The organism is Propioniciclava soli (genome assembly GCF_014858005.1).
GTDB classification, from domain to species: domain Bacteria; phylum Actinomycetota; class Actinomycetes; order Propionibacteriales; family Propionibacteriaceae; genus Propioniciclava; species Propioniciclava soli.
In genome coordinates, this window is record NZ_JACYOT010000006.1 from 70,945 (window position 1) to 89,253 (window position 18,309).

Annotated in this window: 19 protein-coding genes; 10 read left to right on the forward strand and 9 right to left on the reverse strand. The window is 67.0% G+C overall.

Features of this window, described 5'->3' with window-relative positions:
- Positions 1 to 176: 176 nt before the first annotated feature.
- From IFY26_RS07350 to IFY26_RS07365, 4 genes are all read right to left on the reverse strand, one after another.
- Entirely contained in the window at positions 177 to 656 is a 480-nt protein-coding gene (locus IFY26_RS07350) for a hypothetical protein (RefSeq protein WP_026926298.1), read from the reverse strand.
- Positions 657 to 727: 71 nt separating this feature from the next.
- Positions 728 to 2,242, reverse strand: coding sequence for a multicopper oxidase family protein (locus IFY26_RS07355; RefSeq protein ID WP_232548353.1), 1,515 nt, complete (start codon positions 2,240 to 2,242; stop codon positions 728 to 730).
- A 3-nt stretch (positions 2,243 to 2,245) separates the two neighbouring features.
- On the reverse strand, positions 2,246 to 2,983 hold the full coding sequence (locus IFY26_RS18145) for a M23 family metallopeptidase (RefSeq protein ID WP_073186135.1): 738 nt from the start codon (positions 2,981 to 2,983) through the stop codon (positions 2,246 to 2,248).
- Positions 2,984 to 3,044: 61 nt separating this feature from the next.
- Positions 3,045 to 3,335, reverse strand: coding sequence for an ArsR/SmtB family transcription factor (locus IFY26_RS07365; RefSeq protein ID WP_026926296.1), 291 nt, complete (start codon positions 3,333 to 3,335; stop codon positions 3,045 to 3,047).
- Positions 3,336 to 3,433: 98 nt separating this feature from the next.
- Between IFY26_RS07365 and IFY26_RS07370 the strand changes: the two genes are divergently transcribed.
- On the forward strand, positions 3,434 to 5,518 hold the full coding sequence (locus tag IFY26_RS07370) for a heavy metal translocating P-type ATPase (protein WP_232548354.1): 2,085 nt from the start codon (positions 3,434 to 3,436) through the stop codon (positions 5,516 to 5,518).
- Positions 5,515 to 6,141, forward strand: a complete 627-nt coding sequence (locus tag IFY26_RS07375; RefSeq protein WP_232548355.1) for a methyltransferase family protein — start codon at positions 5,515 to 5,517, stop codon at positions 6,139 to 6,141. Before IFY26_RS07370 ends, IFY26_RS07375 begins: the two co-directional genes overlap by 4 nt.
- Before the next feature lie 39 nt (positions 6,142 to 6,180).
- Here IFY26_RS07375 and lnt read toward each other — a convergent pair whose 3' ends face one another.
- From lnt to IFY26_RS07400, 5 genes are all read right to left on the reverse strand, one after another.
- Positions 6,181 to 7,737, reverse strand: coding sequence for an apolipoprotein N-acyltransferase (gene lnt, locus IFY26_RS07380; protein WP_232548356.1), 1,557 nt, complete (start codon positions 7,735 to 7,737; stop codon positions 6,181 to 6,183).
- Between the two features lie 8 nt (positions 7,738 to 7,745).
- Positions 7,746 to 9,611 (reverse strand): heavy metal translocating P-type ATPase, encoded by a 1,866-nt coding sequence (locus tag IFY26_RS07385; protein ID WP_232548357.1) that lies wholly within the window; start codon positions 9,609 to 9,611, stop codon positions 7,746 to 7,748.
- A gap of 218 nt (positions 9,612 to 9,829) precedes the next feature.
- The gene (cmtR, locus tag IFY26_RS07390) at positions 9,830 to 10,204 is read right to left on the reverse strand and encodes a Cd(II)/Pb(II)-sensing metalloregulatory transcriptional regulator CmtR (protein ID WP_332836163.1); all 375 of its coding nucleotides are present in this window, start codon (positions 10,202 to 10,204) and stop codon (positions 9,830 to 9,832) included.
- Positions 10,205 to 10,330: 126 nt separating this feature from the next.
- Positions 10,331 to 11,110 carry a cytochrome c biogenesis CcdA family protein gene (locus IFY26_RS07395; protein ID WP_077684795.1) on the reverse strand — a complete coding sequence of 260 codons (780 nt, stop codon included), beginning with the start codon at positions 11,108 to 11,110 and terminating at the stop codon, positions 10,331 to 10,333.
- The gene (locus IFY26_RS07400) at positions 11,107 to 11,691 is read right to left on the reverse strand and encodes a TlpA family protein disulfide reductase (RefSeq protein ID WP_416046566.1); all 585 of its coding nucleotides are present in this window, start codon (positions 11,689 to 11,691) and stop codon (positions 11,107 to 11,109) included. Before IFY26_RS07400 ends, IFY26_RS07395 begins: the two co-directional genes overlap by 4 nt.
- Positions 11,692 to 11,950: 259 nt before the next feature.
- Here IFY26_RS07400 and IFY26_RS07405 point away from each other — a divergent pair, with 259 nt between their 5' ends.
- The 8 genes from IFY26_RS07405 (at position 11,951) to IFY26_RS07440 (ending at position 18,305) form a co-directional block, all read left to right on the forward strand.
- Positions 11,951 to 12,430 carry a hypothetical protein gene (locus IFY26_RS07405; RefSeq protein WP_232548360.1) on the forward strand — a complete coding sequence of 160 codons (480 nt, stop codon included), beginning with the start codon at positions 11,951 to 11,953 and terminating at the stop codon, positions 12,428 to 12,430.
- 114 nt (positions 12,431 to 12,544) lie between these two features.
- Positions 12,545 to 13,174 carry a vitamin K epoxide reductase family protein gene (locus tag IFY26_RS07410; protein ID WP_073186155.1) on the forward strand — a complete coding sequence of 210 codons (630 nt, stop codon included), beginning with the start codon at positions 12,545 to 12,547 and terminating at the stop codon, positions 13,172 to 13,174.
- Between the two features lie 86 nt (positions 13,175 to 13,260).
- A complete protein-coding gene (locus tag IFY26_RS07415; protein WP_232548361.1) occupies positions 13,261 to 13,989 on the forward strand; it encodes a DsbA family protein in 729 nt (242 codons plus the stop codon).
- A 26-nt stretch (positions 13,990 to 14,015) separates the two neighbouring features.
- Positions 14,016 to 14,939 (forward strand): helix-turn-helix transcriptional regulator, encoded by a 924-nt coding sequence (locus IFY26_RS07420; RefSeq protein ID WP_232548362.1) that lies wholly within the window; start codon positions 14,016 to 14,018, stop codon positions 14,937 to 14,939.
- A 228-nt stretch (positions 14,940 to 15,167) separates the two neighbouring features.
- Positions 15,168 to 16,235, forward strand: a complete 1,068-nt coding sequence (locus tag IFY26_RS07425) for an ArdC-like ssDNA-binding domain-containing protein (protein WP_232548363.1) — start codon at positions 15,168 to 15,170, stop codon at positions 16,233 to 16,235.
- Positions 16,235 to 17,161 (forward strand): bifunctional DNA primase/polymerase, encoded by a 927-nt coding sequence (locus tag IFY26_RS07430; protein ID WP_232548364.1) that lies wholly within the window; start codon positions 16,235 to 16,237, stop codon positions 17,159 to 17,161. Before IFY26_RS07425 ends, IFY26_RS07430 begins: the two co-directional genes overlap by 1 nt.
- Positions 17,161 to 17,904, forward strand: a complete 744-nt coding sequence (locus IFY26_RS07435; protein WP_232548365.1) for a DUF2637 domain-containing protein — start codon at positions 17,161 to 17,163, stop codon at positions 17,902 to 17,904. Before IFY26_RS07430 ends, IFY26_RS07435 begins: the two co-directional genes overlap by 1 nt.
- A complete protein-coding gene (locus IFY26_RS07440) occupies positions 17,901 to 18,305 on the forward strand; it encodes a hypothetical protein (protein WP_232548366.1) in 405 nt (134 codons plus the stop codon). Before IFY26_RS07435 ends, IFY26_RS07440 begins: the two co-directional genes overlap by 4 nt.
- Positions 18,306 to 18,309: the final 4 nt, after the last annotated feature.

Sequence of the window (18,309 nt, forward strand, 5' to 3'; positions counted from 1 at the left end):
GGTGAACTGCGGAGCGGGCCGAAGGACACCATCGAGTCCGTCGTGTGCGAACCTGGGTTGCCCGCTGAGTTCGCCATCGGGATGGCTCGTTCGTCACGCCCACGGCGTCGGAGGCATGAACCGCGTGCGGAAGCGGTGCCGCGATCCGGCTGGGCGCGGCGAACGAAGAGGGCTAGTCAGCAGAACGAAACTGGTGGCCCGCGACGTTGCGATGGCTGATAGTGCTCGAAAGAGTGGAAAGGCCGCGGGGTGGCGGCCGCAAGTACAGGCTTGGCCACGACTGGCCTGGTGAATGACGGCGTCGGGAACCTTCGGTGCAGCCAGTCGCGCGCCGACCGCAGGGTGCGGCGTACCCATAGTCCTGCGCCCAGCGCCAGCAGCACGCCGACGATGCCGGCGGCCAGGGTTGAGGTCGAGACCAGCACCCACAGCCGTACCGTGGTGTCGAAGTTGCTGCCGGGGAGATAGCTGTGTTCGGGGCAGCTTCGAGCCTGTGCGAACAGGTCCAGGTGGACGCCCACGGAGGCGAGCAGCGGAAGCTGCGGGGAACAGGTCTTGTCGCTCACGTCCAGACTGCCGGCCGCGCTAGCCAGGCCGATCCCGCCCAGCACCGTCATCAGCGCAGCGCTCCAGAGGCTGTGGTGACGGTTCCTCATCAGCGCTCCTCGTCCGGACACGCCCAGTGTAGTTGGGCGACACGGCCTGGCGGAGGCAATCGGCGAGCGGGTCAGCGGCCCTTGTAGCGCATGGTGAGCATCATGCCGGCTTTGGTGTGGTACTCGTTTTGGCAGTGGAGTGCCCATGTTCCCGGGTTGGTGGCATCCAGGTGCACGGCGGTGGTGCTGGATGGGGGAACCAGGAGGGTGTCTTTCCTCAGTCCGTTGTCCAGCGCGAAGGTGTGGCCATGCAGGTGCACCGGGTGTGCGCGTGTGGTGGTGTTGACGACCTCGAGCAGGAGGCGGTCGTTGTCGACCACTTCAAGGGGTTGATTCTGGCCGAAGGGCGCACCGTTGATGACCCACCGGTAGGGGTTGGCCTGCCCGCCCAGCTCGATGGTCGCGCGCGCATCGATCGGCCGGGTCGGGAGCAACGACGACTCCTCCGGGTACAGGTCGAGCCCCTGAGTGAGTTGGCCTGTGAACTCGGCCAGCTGGACCGGTGGTTCCGGTGGGCTCCCGGACCCGGTGCGTACCAGCGCGAGGCCGTGGCCGGGCTTGTTCCATGGCTTGGCCACGAGAGGGAAGACGCCGTCACCGAGGGTGACCAGGAGGTCGTATCGTTCGCCCATGCCGAGATAGAGCGCGGAGGTGGTGTGCGGCTTGACCGGGTGGCCGTCGGTGTGGGTGACGGTCAGGCGATGTCCGCCGAGGGCGAGGGCGAAGATCGTGTCCGAGGCGGCGTTGATCACGCGGAGCCGGACACGGTCGCCGGGGCGGCCCTGGTGGGTTACGGGCGCTGTCGGTACTGCTCCATTGATCAGGTAGAGCGGATAGGGGATGTCGCCAGCGTCGCCGAAGAACGGCTCGTTGCGGGAGGACAGCTGAACGGCCTGGGTGCCGGTGGTCGAGGGGCGGCGGGCGTTCAGGCGCCGGAACATGTCCTCAGGGGTTTGACCGTCGACGACCAGCCAGTCATCCAGGACTACGGTCCATTCGGCGTCGTAACGGCCCGGCTCTACGGGATCATCAACGATCAGTGGCCCGTAGAGGCCGCGGTCCAGTTGGACTCCGACGTGCGAGTGGAAGAAGTAAGTGCCGGGCTGGGGTGCGGTGAACTCGTAGAGATGCTGTTGCCCTGGCTGGATCGGGTTCTGCGTGAGTCCCGGGACGCCATCGACGTCGTTCGGAATGGGCATTCCGTGCCAGTGGATCGTGGTGGGGCTGGGGAGTTGGTTGTCCAGGTTGAGGCGCAGCAGATCGCCCGGGTTGGCTCGAAGGTCGATCCCGGGAAGGGTGTCGTTGTAGGCCCAGGCCTCGGCCAACGTGCCGCCGAGGTCGATGATCGAAGGCGCTGCCCGCAGCGTCTTCTGGACGATGGGTTGATCGGTGAGCGATCCACGTGGCCACCGCGAGCCACCGGGAATCGCAGGGTCGCTCGCCGCGGGTACGCATCCGGTGAGAAGCCAGCTGCCGGCGAGTGCGAATCCACCGCCCAGCAGTGCTCGACGTGAGGTTCCGGTGTCGCGGGGTGGTTGGATGCCGGCACTGGTGGTCGGAGAAGTCCGAGCTTGGGAGATGGCCACCGCTCAGTCCTTCACGAGGTAGGGCACAGGGTCGGCACCCTTGCCGTTCTCGTAGAGGGCTAGGTGGAGGTGGCAGGCGGTGGACAGCCCGGTGGTTCCGACGTAGCCGATCACGTCGCCCTTGGTGACACTCTGGCCTGCGCTGACGGCGTACTTGCTCATGTGGAGGTAGGAGGTCTCGACGTTCTTGCCCTTGATACGACCGTGGTCGATCCGGACGTTGTTGCCGGCGCTGCGGCTGAAGTTGGCCCTGGTCACGGTTCCGGACTGAGTGGCGTAGATGGGGTTCCCGCACGCGCCTCCGATATCCGCGCCGTTGTGCAGGCGCATGGAGCCGAGGATGGGGTGCTTGCGCATCCCGAATCCCGAGGCCACGCCACCCTTGGTGGGCCAGGTGAACCTGCTGAGGTCCTTCAACCGGGTGAGTTCTGCCTCGATGTCGGAGGCGACTTTGCGCTCGCGTTTCTCGTGTTTGGCGAGGAGAGACTGGAACCGCACCTGGTCGACCTGAGCGGCGGTTGCCTGGAGTTGTTTGCTGCGGTTCTCCAGCAGGTCCTCGAAGGTGGGCGCCCGCTCAGCGGCGACGGCTGCCGCCGAGGCGGGGGGCAACGGCGCATCAGCGGCATGAGCCGTGTGTCCCTGGTCCAGCGACCCGCTGGCGCCGATGAGGACGGCAGCTGCCAGAGCGATAATCCTTGCCGTTCCCGGCAATCGCTTCGCGCGAACCTCGCTGGCAGCCACCCCGTCCCCTCTCGACGGCGGTAAGACTAGCCTAAGAGTTTCTCAGATTCCATTCAGGGTTCTAGTCGTGACTGGCATGGTTCAGGATCTGTTCGACCATCGCTCGAACGTGGTCGTCCTGCAGGCGATAGAGGACGTTGCGTCCCTGCCGGTCGCCGGCGGCGAGGTTTAGGTGGCGCAGGATGCGCAGGTGGTTGGAGACCGAGGCTTGCGACATCGCCAGTTCTGTGACGAGCTCACTGACGGTGGCCGGGGAGTCCAACAGGCGAGCGAGGATCAGGACGCGCGCCGGCGTCGCCAGGCCGCCCATCACCTCCGCGATGCGCTCGGCTTCGCTGGCATTCAACCTCATGAACCACCACCCCCCTTCCGGAACGCGGCCTGGATTGATCCAACCAGATTCCGAGCGATCTGTGGCAATGCATCATTACATCATGATATATATAGATCATGAGTGCTGCGCATGAAGATCACGAAGACGACTCCCACGGACAGGGCAGGTGGGAGCTGTACTTCGCTATCGCCTCCGGCGTGACCTACATCGCGGGGCTGATCGCTGAGTTCGGCTTTGGTGCCCCGGAACCGCTGGTGCTGGGCCTGTATCTTGCGACCTACTTCTGTGGGGGCTTCTTCACCGTGCGGGGGGCGTGGGGCTCGATCCGCCGGGGCCGGTTCGAAGTGGACTTCCTGATGATCGTGGCCGCCGCCGGTGCAGCAGCGGTCGGCAGGCTCTCCGAGGGTGCCGTGCTGTTGTTCCTGTTCAGCCTCGGACACGCCCTGGAGGAGTACGCGATGGCCCGCGCGACGCGCTCGATCAAGGCGCTGGGCGAGCTCGCACCCCGCACGGCCACGCTCCGCGTCGGCCCGGACGAGCTTGTTGAGCGTCCGGTGGAAGAGCTTCAGGTGGGCGATGTCGCGGTCGTGCGACCGAACTCGCGGGTACCTGCGGATGGTTTCGTCAGCGTCGGCAGCACGGCGATCGACCAGTCCGCGGTGACCGGGGAGTCGATCCCGGTGGAGAAGGCTGCAGTGCCCGACGTCGCCAAGGCCCTGGCCAATCCCGACGCGATCTCCAGTGGCTCGCGGGTCTTCGCCGGGACGGTGAACGGCCCCGGCGCGTTCGACATGGTGGTGACCGCAGCGGCCGCCGACACCACATTGGCGCGGGTGGTGAAGCTCGTCACCGAGGCTGACACAGCCCAATCGCCCACCCAGCGGTTCATCAACCGGTTCCAGCGGTTCTATGTGCCCGCGGTCATCCTGGCCGTGGTCGTGGTGTTGGCGGTCGGGATGATCTGGTCTGCCGAGCCGTTCGGTGACAGCTTCTACCGGGCGATGCTGGTCCTGGTCGCGGCCAGCCCCTGCGCCTTGGCGATCGCAACCCCAGCAGCTGTGCTGGCGGGGATCGCTCGTGCTGGCCGCGCCGGCGTCCTGGTCAAGGGCGGTGCCCCGCTGGAGACTCTCGGCAAGGTCGACGCCATGGCCTTCGACAAGACCGGCACCCTCACCTGGGGACACCCCACGGTAACCGACACCATCCCAGCACAAGGCGTGTCGGCCGACGAACTCGCTGCGATCGCCCTGGCTACCGAGACGTTGAGCGACCACCCGTTGGCGACCGCCATCGTCCGCGACCTCACCGATCTGGTCGGAGCGAACGCGCGCCGCGTGGCGACTGACCTTGAAGCCGTCACCGGTCGCGGTATCCGCGCGATGGTGGACGGCGAGATCGTGCTGGTGGGCAGCGTCCGGATGATGGCCGGGGCCGGCCATGAGCTGCCGGTCGAGGTCGAAGCCTCGGTCGAACAACTCCAGGACGAGGGCCGTACCACGATGGTGGTCACCCATGGTGTCCGGGTGCTCGGCGTGATCGGTGTGATGGACGCGCCGAAGGCCGAGGCCCGCCAGACGCTCGACGTCCTGCGCGAGTCCGGCATCGGGGAACTGGTCCTCATCTCCGGGGACAACCAGGCGGTCGCCGACGCCGTGGGCCGCTCAGTCGGGATCGACCGGGCCATGGGTGAGTTGTTGCCCGAGGACAAAGTGGTCGCGATCCGCAACCTCACCGAAGGCGGTCGCACCACGGCGATGGTGGGCGACGGTGTGAACGATGCCCCCGCGATGGCCAGCGCGAGCCTGGGCATCGCGATGGGCGCTGCCGGGTCGGCGGTCGCCCTGGAGACCGCCGACATCGCTCTGATGGCCGACGACCTCGGACGGGTACCGTTCATGGTGCGACTCGGTCGAGCAACCTCCCGGCTCATCCGGCAGAACCTCATCGCAGCCCTCGCCATCGTCGCGTTCCTCGTGCCGGCCAGCCTGCTCGGGCTAGCGATGGGTCCGATCGTGTTCATCCACGAAGGCTCGACCATCCTCGTCGTCCTCAACGCCCTGCGACTGCTGCGGTTCGACCACAACCGCGACCACCACGGCATCACCCACGAAGACCGTCCGGCCGGACGTGCAGGATCGGCTGCTCCACGGCAGGAACTCGCCGGCCGCACCCAGACCGAGTTGGACGGGCGAGTGGAGTGACGGCCCTGAACGGCTGGATCGCGCTGGCCTTGTACCTGATCGGTCTCGGTCTGGCCTTCGGCTTTCGAGCGGTGGTGCACCTGCGCCGCAACGGAGATACGGGGTTCCGACTCAAAGCAGGTGCGGCGGGCTCCGCCCGATGGTGGGGGAAGTTGCTGTTCGCGGTCGCGCTGCTGCTCGGACTGGCAGGCCCGGTGACGCAGATCGTCGGCATCGGACGCCTGACCATCCCCGGCGGCACGATCGTGGAAGGGATCGGGCTGGTCCTTGCACTGCTCGGGATGAAGACGTTGCTGCGGGCGCAGCGGGAGATGGGCGCTTCCTGGCGGGTTGGCGTCGACCCGGAGGAGCACACCGAGATGGTGACCGATGGGACCTTTGCGATGGTGCGCAACCCGGTGTTCTCCGGGATGGCTGTGTCAAGCGTCGGGTTGTTCCTGCTGGCCCCGACGATCGCGGCGACGGCGGCGACCGTCGTGCTGCTCGCCGCCATTCAGGTACAAGTCCGGGCGGTCGAGGAACCCTACCTACTCGCCGTTCACGGCGACGCCTACCGCGACTACGCCGCTAGAGTCGGCAGATTCGTCCCAGGCGTTGGGCACAGCCTTCGCGGCCTCAGGTAGCCGGGTTGACTGGATCGAGGACGGGGACGCGCGGCAGGCCTAGCGCCGAGCTGCGAACCTGAGCAGCAGGAGGCCGAGCAGGCTGGTCGCGGCCAGGAGACCGGCGATCCACGGGCCGAGGGAGACAGCCGGGGTCAGTCCGGTGCGTAGTGGGATGGTGGTGACCCGAGCGCCGATGGTGTCGGTGGGGAGTTCGTCGAGGATTGTGCCGTCGGGGGCGAAGGCCTGGCTGGTGCCGGTCGTGGAGACGTTCACGACGCCGCGACCGGTCTCGATTGCGCGCATCCGGGCGAGGGCGGCCTGTTGCAGGTTCTCGTCGGTGCCGCGGAAGTCGCCGTTGTTGGACTGAAGCAGGTACAGCTGAGCCCCGTCCTGGGCGCCCTGCCAGATGACGTCGTCAAAGATGACGTCGAAGCAGATGGCCAATCCCACCCCGACCCCGTTCAGGCTGACATACGGGGAGTTGGTGCCGGGAGTGTACTCGCGTCCGATCAGGCCGATCAGGTCCGGAGCGATGCGCTGGTAGAACCAGCGGTCGGGCACATACTCGCCGAACGGCACCGGATTCGCCTTGTCGAACAGCTGGACTTCGCCGCCGGTAGGCGGCCAGAGCAGGGAGGTGTTGTAGGTGTTCTCCCCGCGGCGGGTTGCAGCGTTCACCAGCAAGGGCGCCGAGACCTGGTGGGACAGCTCATCGAGTGCCCTGCTGGTCCCCAGGTTGTTGAGTGGGTCACTGTCGACCCCTCCTTCGGGCCAGACCAGCACATCCATCGGTTGGCCGATCAGCGGCATGGTCGCGGCGGTCTGTGCGGTGAGCATCGCACCAGGGGCCGCGGCGTCGAAGTAGCCGGCCGGCCCGTTGCCCTGCACCCAGCCCACGGTCACCTCACCAGCCGGGGTGGTGGGGAACTGCGGTGTCACGAGCAGCAAGGCGGTCACCGCGGCAGGCATGACCAGGCCCCGCCAGTCACGCCGGCGACCGATCCGCCACCACTGCGCGATCCCTGCACAGACGGCTGCTATCAGGAACGACAAGCCGGTCACACCTACCCACGAGACAGCTTCGGCGAACGGGCTGCCGGCCTGGCTCATCCCCAGACGAGCCCAGGGGAACCCGCCGTAGGGCCAGCTGCCCATGATGGACTCGCGCAGTGTCCACAACCCTCCGACCAGAAGCGGGACGATCACTAGCTGACCCCACTTGCCGCGCAGCGTCCGCGTGGACCACCGGTAGGCCAACGCGATCGGTATTGCTCCCGCGGCGAACAACAGTGCCTGCAAGCCGGCCAGACCGAGCCACGGCAGCGGACCCAGAAACCGTCCCGCCCAACTCAGGTGCGCCACGAAGAAGGCACCGCCGTAGACCAGAGCGACCAGAAAGGCTCCGCCCGACTTCCGGCCGGCGAGCGCGAGCAGGGCCAGGGTGACGCTGACGAAGGCGATCGGCCACCAGCCGAGTTCGGGGAATGCAGCGTCCAGCCCCACGCCAGCCAAAGCCGAGGTCACAATGGCCCACCCCAGCGGCAGCGCAGGCCGCGCCGGCTGCGCGGGCTGGCTGATGCCGTCCGCAGGCGGACTGGTCGTGGTGATGGTCATGCTGACCGCTAGTGGGTGCTGGCCAGCACGGCACTGGGTTGTTCCGCAGACCTGGCATTGCTCAAAGCGGCCGGTCGTTGGGCGGCGCGGATGCCGTTGAGGATCACCACGACCTCGGCCACCTCGTGGACCAGGACAATCCCAGCCAGTCCGACGATGCCGAACAGCGCCAGCGGGAACAACAGCACGATGATCGCCAGCGCGAGGCCAATGTTCACCGTCATGATCCGCCGTCCCCGGCGCGCGTGAGCCAGCGCGGCGGGTATGAGCCGCAGGTCGTGACCGGTGAACGCCACGTCCGCTGAGTCGATCGCGGCGGCTGCTCCTTTGGCGCCCATGGCGATGCCCACCGTCGCGGTCGCTAGCGCTGGGGCGTCATTGATGCCGTCGCCCACCATCGCCGTGGGGCTGCCACCGGTAAGTTCCCTGATGGCCAGGGCCTTGTCGGCCGGAAGTTGCTCGGCCCTCACGTTGGTGATCCCGGCCTGCCGGGCCAGCGCGTTCGCGGTGCTGGCGTTGTCGCCGGTCAGCATGATCGTGTCAATGCCCTGGGCGCGCAGCAGACGTACCGTTTCTGCGGACTCAGGTCGCAGTTCGTCACGAATGCCGATCAGCCCGGCTATCTGACCGTCGGCTTCGACCACGACGACCGTCATGCCCTCGCCCGCCATTGCATCAGCATCTGGCGAAAGCCCTGCGGGGTCGATCCATCGAACGTTACCGACCCTGACCCGGGCATCTCCGACCTGACCGGTGATGCCGCAGCCGGCTTCTTCGACCACCCCGGATGCCGCGGGCGCGCCCGATACGGTCGCGGCGATCGCCGCCGCCAACGGGTGGGCGCTGGATGCCTCCAAAGCCCCAGCCAGCGACAACAAGTCCCCCCGCGAGATGCCAGGCGAGGTTCGTACGTCCACCACCGCGGGGTCGTTCCGGGTCAGGGTGCCGGTCTTGTCCAGCGCGATCGTGCGAATGGTCCCCAATTGTTCGAACGCTTCGCCCGACTTGATCACGACACCGAACTTCGACGCCGCGCCGATTGCGCTGATCACGGTCACCGGCACCGCGATGGCTAAAGCGCACGGTGACGCCGCGACCAGCACCACCAGAGCTCGTTCGGTCCAGGTCCATGGATCACCGACGATGAACCCGAAGACAACCACCAGGACCGCCACGACCAGCACCACGGGCACCAGCGGGCGGGCGATCCGATCCGACAAACGCGCCCGTTCCCCCTTGCGGGCGTGGGCCTGCTCGACCAGCGCCACGATCTGAGTCAGCGAGTTATCCCGGCCATCCGCGGTGGCCTCGACCTGCAGGGTCGCCGAGCCGTTCACCGACCCCGCCGGCACCTCATCGCCCGGACCCACCTCCACCGGGATCGACTCTCCAGTCACTGCCGATGTGTCGATGCTCGATCGGCCCATCACCACGACCCCATCGGTCGCAACCCGCTCACCAGCGCCGACCACCAGGATGTCCAGCACCTGCACCTCCGCGGCCGGGACCGTCACGTCTCCGCCCAGCCGCGAGATACGAACGGTCTGCGGAATCAGCGCCAGCAGCCCCCGCAGACCGTCCTTCGCACGATCCATCGCCCGGTCCTCAAGAGCCTCGGCCAACGAGAACAAGAAGGCCAGCGCAGCCGCCTCCCCGACATGTCCCAGAAGAACCGCCCCGACCGCCGCGATCGTCATGAGCAGGCCTACGCCGAGTCGGCCGCGAGCCAGCCGCCGGAGAGCGCCCGGCACGAAGGTGTAGGCCCCAGCCGCCAGGGCAACGGCCTGAAGCCCTCCAGCGGCCAGGTCGAGCCCGGCCCATGCCAGACCATAACCGGCAAGCAGAAACACCCCAGAGACCAGCGACGGCAGCAAAGCGGGATCCCGCCACCACGGTGGCCGCACCCCCTCAGTGTCCTCGTCGCGCTCGCCGCGACCATTGGAAGCCGGCTCGCAGCACGCGCCGCCCGGTGTGTGCGCCGCAACTCTCAGGTCTCCGGCGGGTCCGGGTTGGTTTGTTCCAGGTTCCCGCAGCAGACTCATCGGCAAGGAGCCGTCCCCACGTGGAGCGTCCTCGCCGCAGCACTCCCTGCTCACCGGGCCTCTCCCGTCCTGCCAGCACCCGGGCCACAGCACAACGGCACGTCACAGTCCTCATTCACACAGGACACGCCGTCGTCGTAGGCGACCACCGCCTCCACCAGCAACTCCAGCGCTCGCGTCAGATGCGGGTCAGCGATCTCGTACCGCGTCTGCCGGCCCTCGGGCGTTGCCACCACCAATCCGCAGCCGCGCAGGCAGGCCAGATGGTTCGACACATTGGTGCGGGTCAGGCCCAGTGACTCCGACAACCGAACCGGGTACCCCGGCGCCTCCAGCAACTGGAGCAGAATCCGCGAACGGGTCGGATCGGCCATCGCCCGGCCCAACCGATTCATCACGTCCAACCGGGAAGCAAGAGTCAGCACACACTGACCATACATCGGATGCTGACCTTATGCGTGAGGATGGGTCACCCAGGCAGCCCGGTTTCTTTTGACGCCGCAACGTGGCTCACGCTGATCCCGGCGGTGAGTACGTGGATCGGTGTCGGGTCAGACCGGCAGTGCAAAACTGCTCGCCCACTGCCGTACACCGGCCATTGCGATGTCCCACCAGCCGGTGATCAGCAGCACCCCGATCACCATCATGGTCACCCCGCCGGTGACCTGAATGGCACGATGGTGGCGGCGCACCCAGCCCAGCGTGCCGCCCAGCCGGTCGAAGGCCAGTCCAGCGACAATGAACGGCAGCCCGAGGCCGAGCGCGTAAGCGAAGGCAAGCACGGCGCCGCGCAGCGCAGTGCCCTCGTTCAGGGCCAACGTGAGCACGACCGATAGCGCCGGGCCGATACATGGCGTCCACCCCAGCCCGAACACGATTCCCAGCAGCGGCGACGCCGCCACGCCGGCTCGGGGGAGCACTTGCAGCCGCCACGTCCCGCGACCCCACGGCAGCCAGTCGGTGAACACTAATCCCAGGGCGATGCTCAACACGCCGGCAGCCACCATCAATGGCCGCTGCCACGCGAAGAGCGCGGCACCCACCGAACCCATCAGCGCTCCGGTGGCGACGAACACCGCCGCGAAACCGCCCACGAACCCCAGCGTCCCGAGCAGTACGCGACCCCGCCCGGCCACCCCTTTCGCGCTCTGGCCGGTAGTGATGTCCGCAGCCCCCATCCCGGTGGCGTACGACAGGTAGCCAGGCAGCAGCGGCAGCACGCACGGTGAGAAGAACGACACCAGCCCGGCGAGGAGCGCGATCGGCAAACCCAATGCGACCGAGCCGCCCACAGCCTGGCGGATCCAGTCGCCCAACTCCAGCGGGATCACTTGCCCGCTGCCACGTCTTGGATCAGACCCACCAGGGTCGATTCTGTGGTCTCGCCGATGATCCGGGCAGCGACCCGGCCCTCCAGGTCGACCACGATCGTGCTTGGGATGGCGTTGGGCGGCAACTCGCCGGAGAAGTTCAGCAGAAGCGCACCCTCAGGGTCGAACAGGTTCACATAGGGAACCTCGAATGCCCGCACGAACGCACGGGGCGCGGCCTTGTCGAAGTCTCGGGTGTTCAACCCGACGAAGACTGCCTGGTCGGCAAGCTTCTGGCTGGCGGCCACGAGCGCGGGCGCCTCGGAGCGGCATGGCGCGCACCAGGAACCCCACACGTTGTAGACGATCACCTTCCCGGAGACGTCAGCACTCGTCCACCGCTCGTCATCCAGCGTGACGCCCTCGATCACGGGCGCCTGCGGACGCTCATCGGCAGGCAGCACCGCCAGGCTGCCATCACCCGACACGAACCCTCCAGTGTTGGCTTGTGCCGACCCGCAACCCGCGAGCAGAACACCCGACGCGATCGCAACGGCCGCGCTCCAGAGCCGGCGCCTGACCGTGTGCGGAAGGCTCCCAATGTGCGACCGTTGCACTGATCCAACCTCTCAGAGTCACAGTTGCGGTCCCGACCACTGCCAGGGACCGTCCCTGGCCCACAAGACTGCCACAGCCGAAAAGGGCCCCCGGCAAGCAGCTTCGTGGCCTGGTAGTCAAACCCCATCAGCCACGTGATCTCGCGTCAACCCTCTATCGCTGCGAGTACTGCCGTCGTCGGACAGAGCGCAGCGGCACGCTTCGGCCAGTAAGCTAGACTCATCGACAACCCGAGGAGCGAGCATGAGATCACAACGCGGCGGCGCCGCAGGCGCCGCCGTGTTGATGCTCATCGGTGCGAGCAACCTTGCTACCGGAGTGAGATCGGTGAACATCGCCGATACAGCCTGTATGCCGCAGGTGCCCCTGATCGCGCCGTTCGGCGTCCACCTCGATCTGTTGGTCGAGTCCGAGCTGTGCCCAGAGCACAGCTACCTGCCAGGGCTGAACTTCGGACGCTTCGCACAGTCCTTCATTGTGCTCTCAGCAACCACCTTGATCGCCGGCCTGGTCGTTCTGCTGCTCGGGCTCGGCGTGGGACTCTACGCCCGCCAGGCAGCAAAGACGGCCCGCGACTGGTTCCGGACACGCCTAAGTGATGCCAGGCCGGCGACCCTTACCGTGCCTACCCACGTTGCCGTCACGGCCCTCGTGGTGGCCACCCCCGGACGTCGCCCCTATCACCCGCTTCAACGCCGAGGCCCACCCGCCCTGTCCTGCTGATCGACTCAACTCGCACCCGTGCGCAGACGAGCGCCCTTTCGGTGAACGCCGAGGTCCTGGTGCTCGGCGCGGCGCTGCGGTGTGTCCGAACGACGACAGACAGGTCCAACCACCTTGACCACATCAGACGACCTTTTGGAGCGCATCCACCGTTTCAGACAGACCGACAGGTGGATCTTCTCCACCATGCTCTTCTCGGCCTGCCTCAGCCTGTACGCCTCCTTCGTCCTGTCAACCGACGCCGTCCGGCTAGCGGCCAACCCCAAAGTCGGACTCCCATGCAACCTCAACGAGGTCATCAACTGCAGCGCAGTCGCCAGATCCTGGCAGGCCGGACTGTTCGGATTCCCGAACGCGTTCCTCGGCCTGATGGCCGAGCCCGTAGTCATCACCATCGCGGTCGCCAGCCTCGCCGGCGTCAGGTTTCCGCGAGGCTTCATGCTCGCCGCCCAGATCGTCTATGGCCTGGGCTTCGTGTTCGCCTACTGGCTGTTCTTTGAGTCCACTTTTGTCATCGGGGCGCTGTGCCCCTGGTGCCTGTTGGTGACTGTGTCCACCACCTTGGTGTTCGCATCACTCACCCACGTCAACCTGCGCGACAACAACCTGTTCCTCCCAACGAGCCTGCACAAGACCTTGACCAAAGGGCTTCGCCTGGGAGTCGACAACCTGCTCGTCGTGCTCTGGCTCGGAGCGATCACCACCTTGGTGCTCGCCAAATACGGTCCAGCCCTCTTCGGGTAAGGACCCCAACCAAACGACCTGCCCACACACCGCGTCGCCGCCAGTCAGCACGCGTCCTACCCACATCTTCCGGCAAGGAGCCCTACATGCCCAGCAATCAGAAGCCCAAGAAGCCAATCGTCGACGAACGCCCCGAACCAGGGGAACGTGGCGCCCGAAGAACCATCATCTTGATCTGCGCGGTGCTGGTGATCTCGGTGGTCATCTTCGGCATCATCCAAGCCAGTCGCCAGCCCGCCGCCGTCGTCGAGCCGTCCACACCCGTCCCCACCGAAACCTCCGGCGCGCTCGTGGTACGCGAAGACTCCCGCCGACTCAACGACGTGCCAGATGCCACTGTGACCTTCGTAGAGTTCCTGGACTTCGAGTGCGAGGCCTGCGCCGCGGTCTTCCCGGCGATCGAGCAACTCCGGCAGACCTACGGCGATCGAGTGTCCTTTGTCATCCGGTACTTCCCGCTACCCAGCCACTTCAACAGCGAACGCGCGGCCAGAGCGGTCGAAGCCGCCGCTCAGCAAGGAGAACTTGAAGCGATGTACACCAAGATGTACCAGACCCAGACCGAGTGGGGTGAACAGCAGATACCCAAAGACGACCTGTTCCGCCAGTACGCCCAAGAACTCGGCCTCGACCTTGAGCAATGGGACGCCGCGTACAACTCTGAGGCCACGCTCCAGTTCATCCGCAACGACTTCAACGACGGTGTGGCCCTGGGCGTGACTGGTACGCCAACCTTCTTCCTCAATGGAGAGTTGATCAGTCCTGAGACCCTTGATGACCTCACCACCATGCTCGACCAGGCGCTCGCTGAGTAGACCGCTGCGGGTGCGGTACTGCCTACATGTCTGAGCCACTGCGGGTCGGCAGCGACTACTGGCCGGTTTGGGCATGCACGTACGCCGGCTCTCGCCCCATCGGCCCCGCGGCTCTCGATTGTGTCAGAGTCATCGTGATCCGTAGTGGTAGCGCACTCCTCGTTGGCGAGTTGGGGCAAAGGCTTGTGAAGACGGGGGATGTGGTCCTCCTTGCAGCAAACGTCCTGTGCGGAAGCGAGCCTGAGGGCCACATCACCTTGACCACGATCCATGCGGATACGGACTATGTGATCGATCAGGTCTACTGGCAGCACGCTGGGCTTGTGCGGGATCGGCTTGATGCTCAGGACTTCGCGGCGACCATCTACGCCGAGCCAGCGCAGGTTCTCAGCCTCGGTGAAAGGCAGGCCGAGGCACTCACAATTTGGCTCGACGAGATGGTCGCGCTGAGCGCCGAGCGGCCCGTTGCTCGCTACTTCTTCCGGATGCAGGCCCTGTGGTTTTCCATAGCACACGTCATTGCCCCGTTCATCAAGGCGTCCCCGGTGCGGATATCAGCCGCCCGGCCGAGTCATGTCCGGCCAACCTTGCCGAGGGAACGACGGTTCGCTCCCATCAGGGAGGAGGCCCGCAGAGTTGCTGAGCTGTTGCGGACATCACCCGAGCGGCGATGGACTCTCGCTGCTTTGGCCATGGAAGTACACCTGTCGGCTGCTCAGCTAGGCAGGGTGTTCGTCGACGCCTTTGGCAAGACACCGCTCGCGTTCCTAACGATGGTGCGAGCCGAACGCTTGGCAAGGTACCTGCGCGAGACGGACCTCACTGTCACCGAGGCAATGTGGCGGGTCGGATGGCGCAGCCGAAGTCACGGCACGGAACTGTTCCGTCAGTACGTCGGACTGACGCCGGGTGCCTACCGACGACGCCAAGGGTCGTGTGGGCGCAACTGATGTACCCGATCTCGTCGTGTTCAGTGCCCGATTTCGGGACGTCTGTCTTCCCTGGGCCTCTCATAGCCGGTCGGTGATGTAGTCCGGTAGGGACTCGTCAGGTTCGTGTTGTCGCCTGGCGGTCTTGGTCGCACCCCTGGCCCGCCGTGCTTCTTGATGTTCCTGGCGTACCTCACGGTCACCGACGATCGGGTGATCTCGGCGGAGGGAAGGTCCAGGATGACTGCGATGGAGGAAGCACGGGCCAAGCGGGACGCGAAGCTCGATGAGCTGCACGAGAAGCTGACTGGCGCGGTGGAGACGCTGGTGTCCGGCGCTGACTGGGCGCGAGCGTTGGAGTTCGCGGCTCGGTTCCGGTCGCGCTCGTTCGGGAACACTTTGCTGATCTGGGCACAGCACCAGGCTGCGTTCGACGCCGGACGGGTGCCCGTGCCAGTGCCAACGTATGTAGCCGGGTACCGGCAGTGGCAACAGCTTGGCCGTCAGGTGCAGAAGGGCCAGCCGGGCTACATGATCTTCGCCCCGGTCACCGGCCGCTTCGCCTCATCTAGCCCTGCCGATCCGTCATCGTGGCGCAGGTTGGGGCCACGGGAGAAGCACAAGGTCAACGAGGTAGTGCGCACGAAGATGGTGGGCGCTCGGCCCGCTTATGTGTGGGATGTGACGCAGACCGAGGGCGATCCGATCCCCGAGACGCCGGCGCCGAAGCTGCTGGATGGCGAACCCCCGCGAGGATTGTGGGAGGGCCTGGCCATGCAGGTCGAAGCGTTGGGGTTCGAGGTGCTGCGGGTGCCGGATGCCGGGCGGATCGGCGGCGCGGATGGCCTGACCGACTATGTGGCTCGGCAGGTGTCGGTGCGCACCGATGTGACGGAGGTCAATCAGGTTGCCACGTTGGCGCACGAGTTGGCGCATGTCCTGATGCACGACCCCAAGGACGAGGAGGCCCGCCAGCACCGCGGCATCCGGGAGGTGGAGGCCGAGTCGGTCGCGCTGATGATCGGTGCCGCGCACGGCCTGGACACCAGTGGCTACACGATCCCGTATGTGGCGGGGTGGGCGTCGTCGGTCAAGGACACCGAACCTGCGGAGGTCGTCAAGGCGACCGGTGAGCGGGTGCGGAGGACGGCGCTGGGCATCCTCGACCAGCTGGACACGTTCCAGGTCGCCGATGGCACGCCGCCTGGTCTTGCGCGTGATGTTCCCACTGCGGAGCCGAAGGCGCTGCTTGTGCCGCCGCCGTCGGAGCATCGGCCGGCGGCGAGGGTGCCGGTGGTGGCGGGTCGGGGGTTGTGATGCCTGCGCGTGCCGACTTCACCAGGGCGTTGCTGCGTGCCAGTGGTGCTTCGACGCTGGCGGCGTCGGCCCGGCATCTCGCGCAGGTGGGGGTGCCGGTGTTCCCGTGCCAGCCGCGCGGGAAGCGTCCGCTCACGACGCGGGGGTTCCACGATGCCACCACCGATATCGGCCGGGTCGAAGTGTGGTGGTCGCGGACTCCGGAGGCGAACCTGGGTGTCCCGACTGGCGCGGTGTCGGGGATGGTCGTGGTGGATGTGGACGTGCATGGCCCGGTTGATGGGCGGCAAGCGTTCGCCCGCGCCGAGCGAGCCGGGCTCGTCGATGGCTGGGGTCTGCTGGTGGAGACCCCGACGGGTGGCCTGCACGCCTACTTCGCTGCGACGGCGGGGGTCGAGCAGCGGTCATGGCAGGCCGCTCGCGCTGGGGTGGACTTCCGGGGTGATGGCGGCTACATCATCGTGTCGCCCTCGGTTCGCATCCTCGGCGGTGTCCCGATCCGCTACGAGGTCGTCAATGTCGGCGACCAGCCTGCCGCTGCGCTGGACTCGCGTCGGCTGCGGGACTTCCTCGATCCACGTCCGGGACCGGTCGTGCGGCAGGGTCGTGGGTTGGTGCGGTTGGCGGATGTGAACCGGCTGGCGTTCTGGGTCGCTGGGCGTGGTGAGGGTGAGCGGAACCGGGGGCTGTTCTGGGCCGCGTGCCGCTTGGCCGAGAGTGATGTCTCTGCCTCGGATGCGCTCGATGTCCTCAGCGCAGCCGCCAGCCAGGCGGGGCTGGGCGAACGCGAGATCGCCACCACGGTGCGCTCCGCCTACCGGATCGCGCACCCCGCGCCCGAAGCCGGTGGCCCCGGCCTCGGTGGCGGCGCCTGGTTCGAGCGAGCCAACGCCCCGAACCCAGGCATGGGTGGGCGGAGGCTGTGATGAAGACGACCGGTAGGCAGTGGGCGGGGCGCACCGCAGTGGTGGGGACGGTGTTCATCGCGTTGGGTGCGTTCTGGCTGAGCTTTACCGCGCTCGCCGATCTGGCGGCGCGTTCCGGGGTCGACCGGGGACAGGCGTGGGCGTGGCCGTTGATCGTTGATGGGATCATCGTGGTGGCGACGGTCGCGGTGGTGGCGCTGGCTGGGCAACGCTCAGCCTGGTATCCCTGGTCGCTGCTGGTCGGCGGGGCGCTGGTGTCGGTGACGGCGAATGCGATCCACGCTGTGGTCGCTGCGGACGCCGATGTGCCCGGCCTGCTGGCTGCCTCGGTGGCCGCGGTACCGCCGGTGGTGCTGCTGGCGATCACCCATCTCACCGTGATCCTCACCCGCACCTTCCCACAGGAGTTGCCGGGGCAGCCTGAGGTGTTGTCCGAGATCCCGGAGATGCTGTCCGAGGTGTATGCCGGACCGCAGGGTGTTGTCCACTCAAAGTCGTTGTTGTCCGTTGCCTCTGAACCTCTGGCCGATGAGCGGGAGTTGTCCTTAGCCTCGGATGAAACCCCTGGTCGTTCTGACCGCCAGGCCCGTGCTTCGGCGTTGCGGGCCGCGGGCTGGTCGAACAAGCGGATTGCCCGCGAGATGCAGGTTCATCCGGCAACGGTGGGGAGATGGTTCGCCGCCGCGCACCTTCCCGACACCAATGATGACGCCACAGTCGAGCGGGAGGAGACGACCCCATGAACGAACACGACACCCACCACCACGACCCGCGCCCGACGGTCACCGACCCAGCCGGCGAGCGCCCGGAAGCGTCGCGTGAGCATCCTGAGCCGGTAGCGGCTACGACGCCGGAGGCGGTGCGGGCTGCGCAGGTCGCCCGTCACGACAAGCGCCACGCGCTCGTCCGGGGTCGGGGTGTGGAGTGGGTGCGCCCGACCGATCTGATGGTCCGGCATTCCGCGACCGCCGCGGGACGGGGCATCGACTTCCAGACCGAGTTGTCCCGGCGCGCCCGAGCCCCGCTCAGCGCGGGGATACGTCGCCTCAGCGAGCGGGTGCGCAGGTTGCCTCCGGTGTCGGCGTTCGGCCGGCACGCCGCGTCGCAGTCGGCTCCGGTGCGGTCCGGGGTCGGGATGGGTTGACGGT

Excerpts from the sequence above, each read along its gene's own strand:
- IFY26_RS07350 (WP_026926298.1), bottom strand. The coding sequence starts at position 656 with ATGAGGAACCGTCACCACAGCCTCTGGAGCGCTGCGCTGATGACGGTG.
- IFY26_RS07365 (WP_026926296.1), bottom strand. The coding sequence starts at position 3,335 with ATGAGGTTGAATGCCAGCGAAGCCGAGCGCATCGCGGAGGTGATGGGC.
- IFY26_RS07370 (WP_232548354.1), top strand. The coding sequence starts at position 3,434 with ATGAGTGCTGCGCATGAAGATCACGAAGACGACTCCCACGGACAGGGC.
- lnt (WP_232548356.1), bottom strand. The coding sequence starts at position 7,737 with ATGACCATCACCACGACCAGTCCGCCTGCGGACGGCATCAGCCAGCCC.
- IFY26_RS07405 (WP_232548360.1), top strand. The coding sequence starts at position 11,951 with ATGAGATCACAACGCGGCGGCGCCGCAGGCGCCGCCGTGTTGATGCTC.
- IFY26_RS07415 (WP_232548361.1), top strand. The coding sequence starts at position 13,261 with ATGCCCAGCAATCAGAAGCCCAAGAAGCCAATCGTCGACGAACGCCCC.
- IFY26_RS07420 (WP_232548362.1), top strand. The coding sequence starts at position 14,016 with ATGTCTGAGCCACTGCGGGTCGGCAGCGACTACTGGCCGGTTTGGGCA.
- IFY26_RS07425 (WP_232548363.1), top strand. The coding sequence starts at position 15,168 with ATGGAGGAAGCACGGGCCAAGCGGGACGCGAAGCTCGATGAGCTGCAC.
- IFY26_RS07430 (WP_232548364.1), top strand. The coding sequence starts at position 16,235 with ATGCCTGCGCGTGCCGACTTCACCAGGGCGTTGCTGCGTGCCAGTGGT.
- IFY26_RS07435 (WP_232548365.1), top strand. The coding sequence starts at position 17,161 with ATGAAGACGACCGGTAGGCAGTGGGCGGGGCGCACCGCAGTGGTGGGG.
- IFY26_RS07440 (WP_232548366.1), top strand. The coding sequence starts at position 17,901 with ATGAACGAACACGACACCCACCACCACGACCCGCGCCCGACGGTCACC.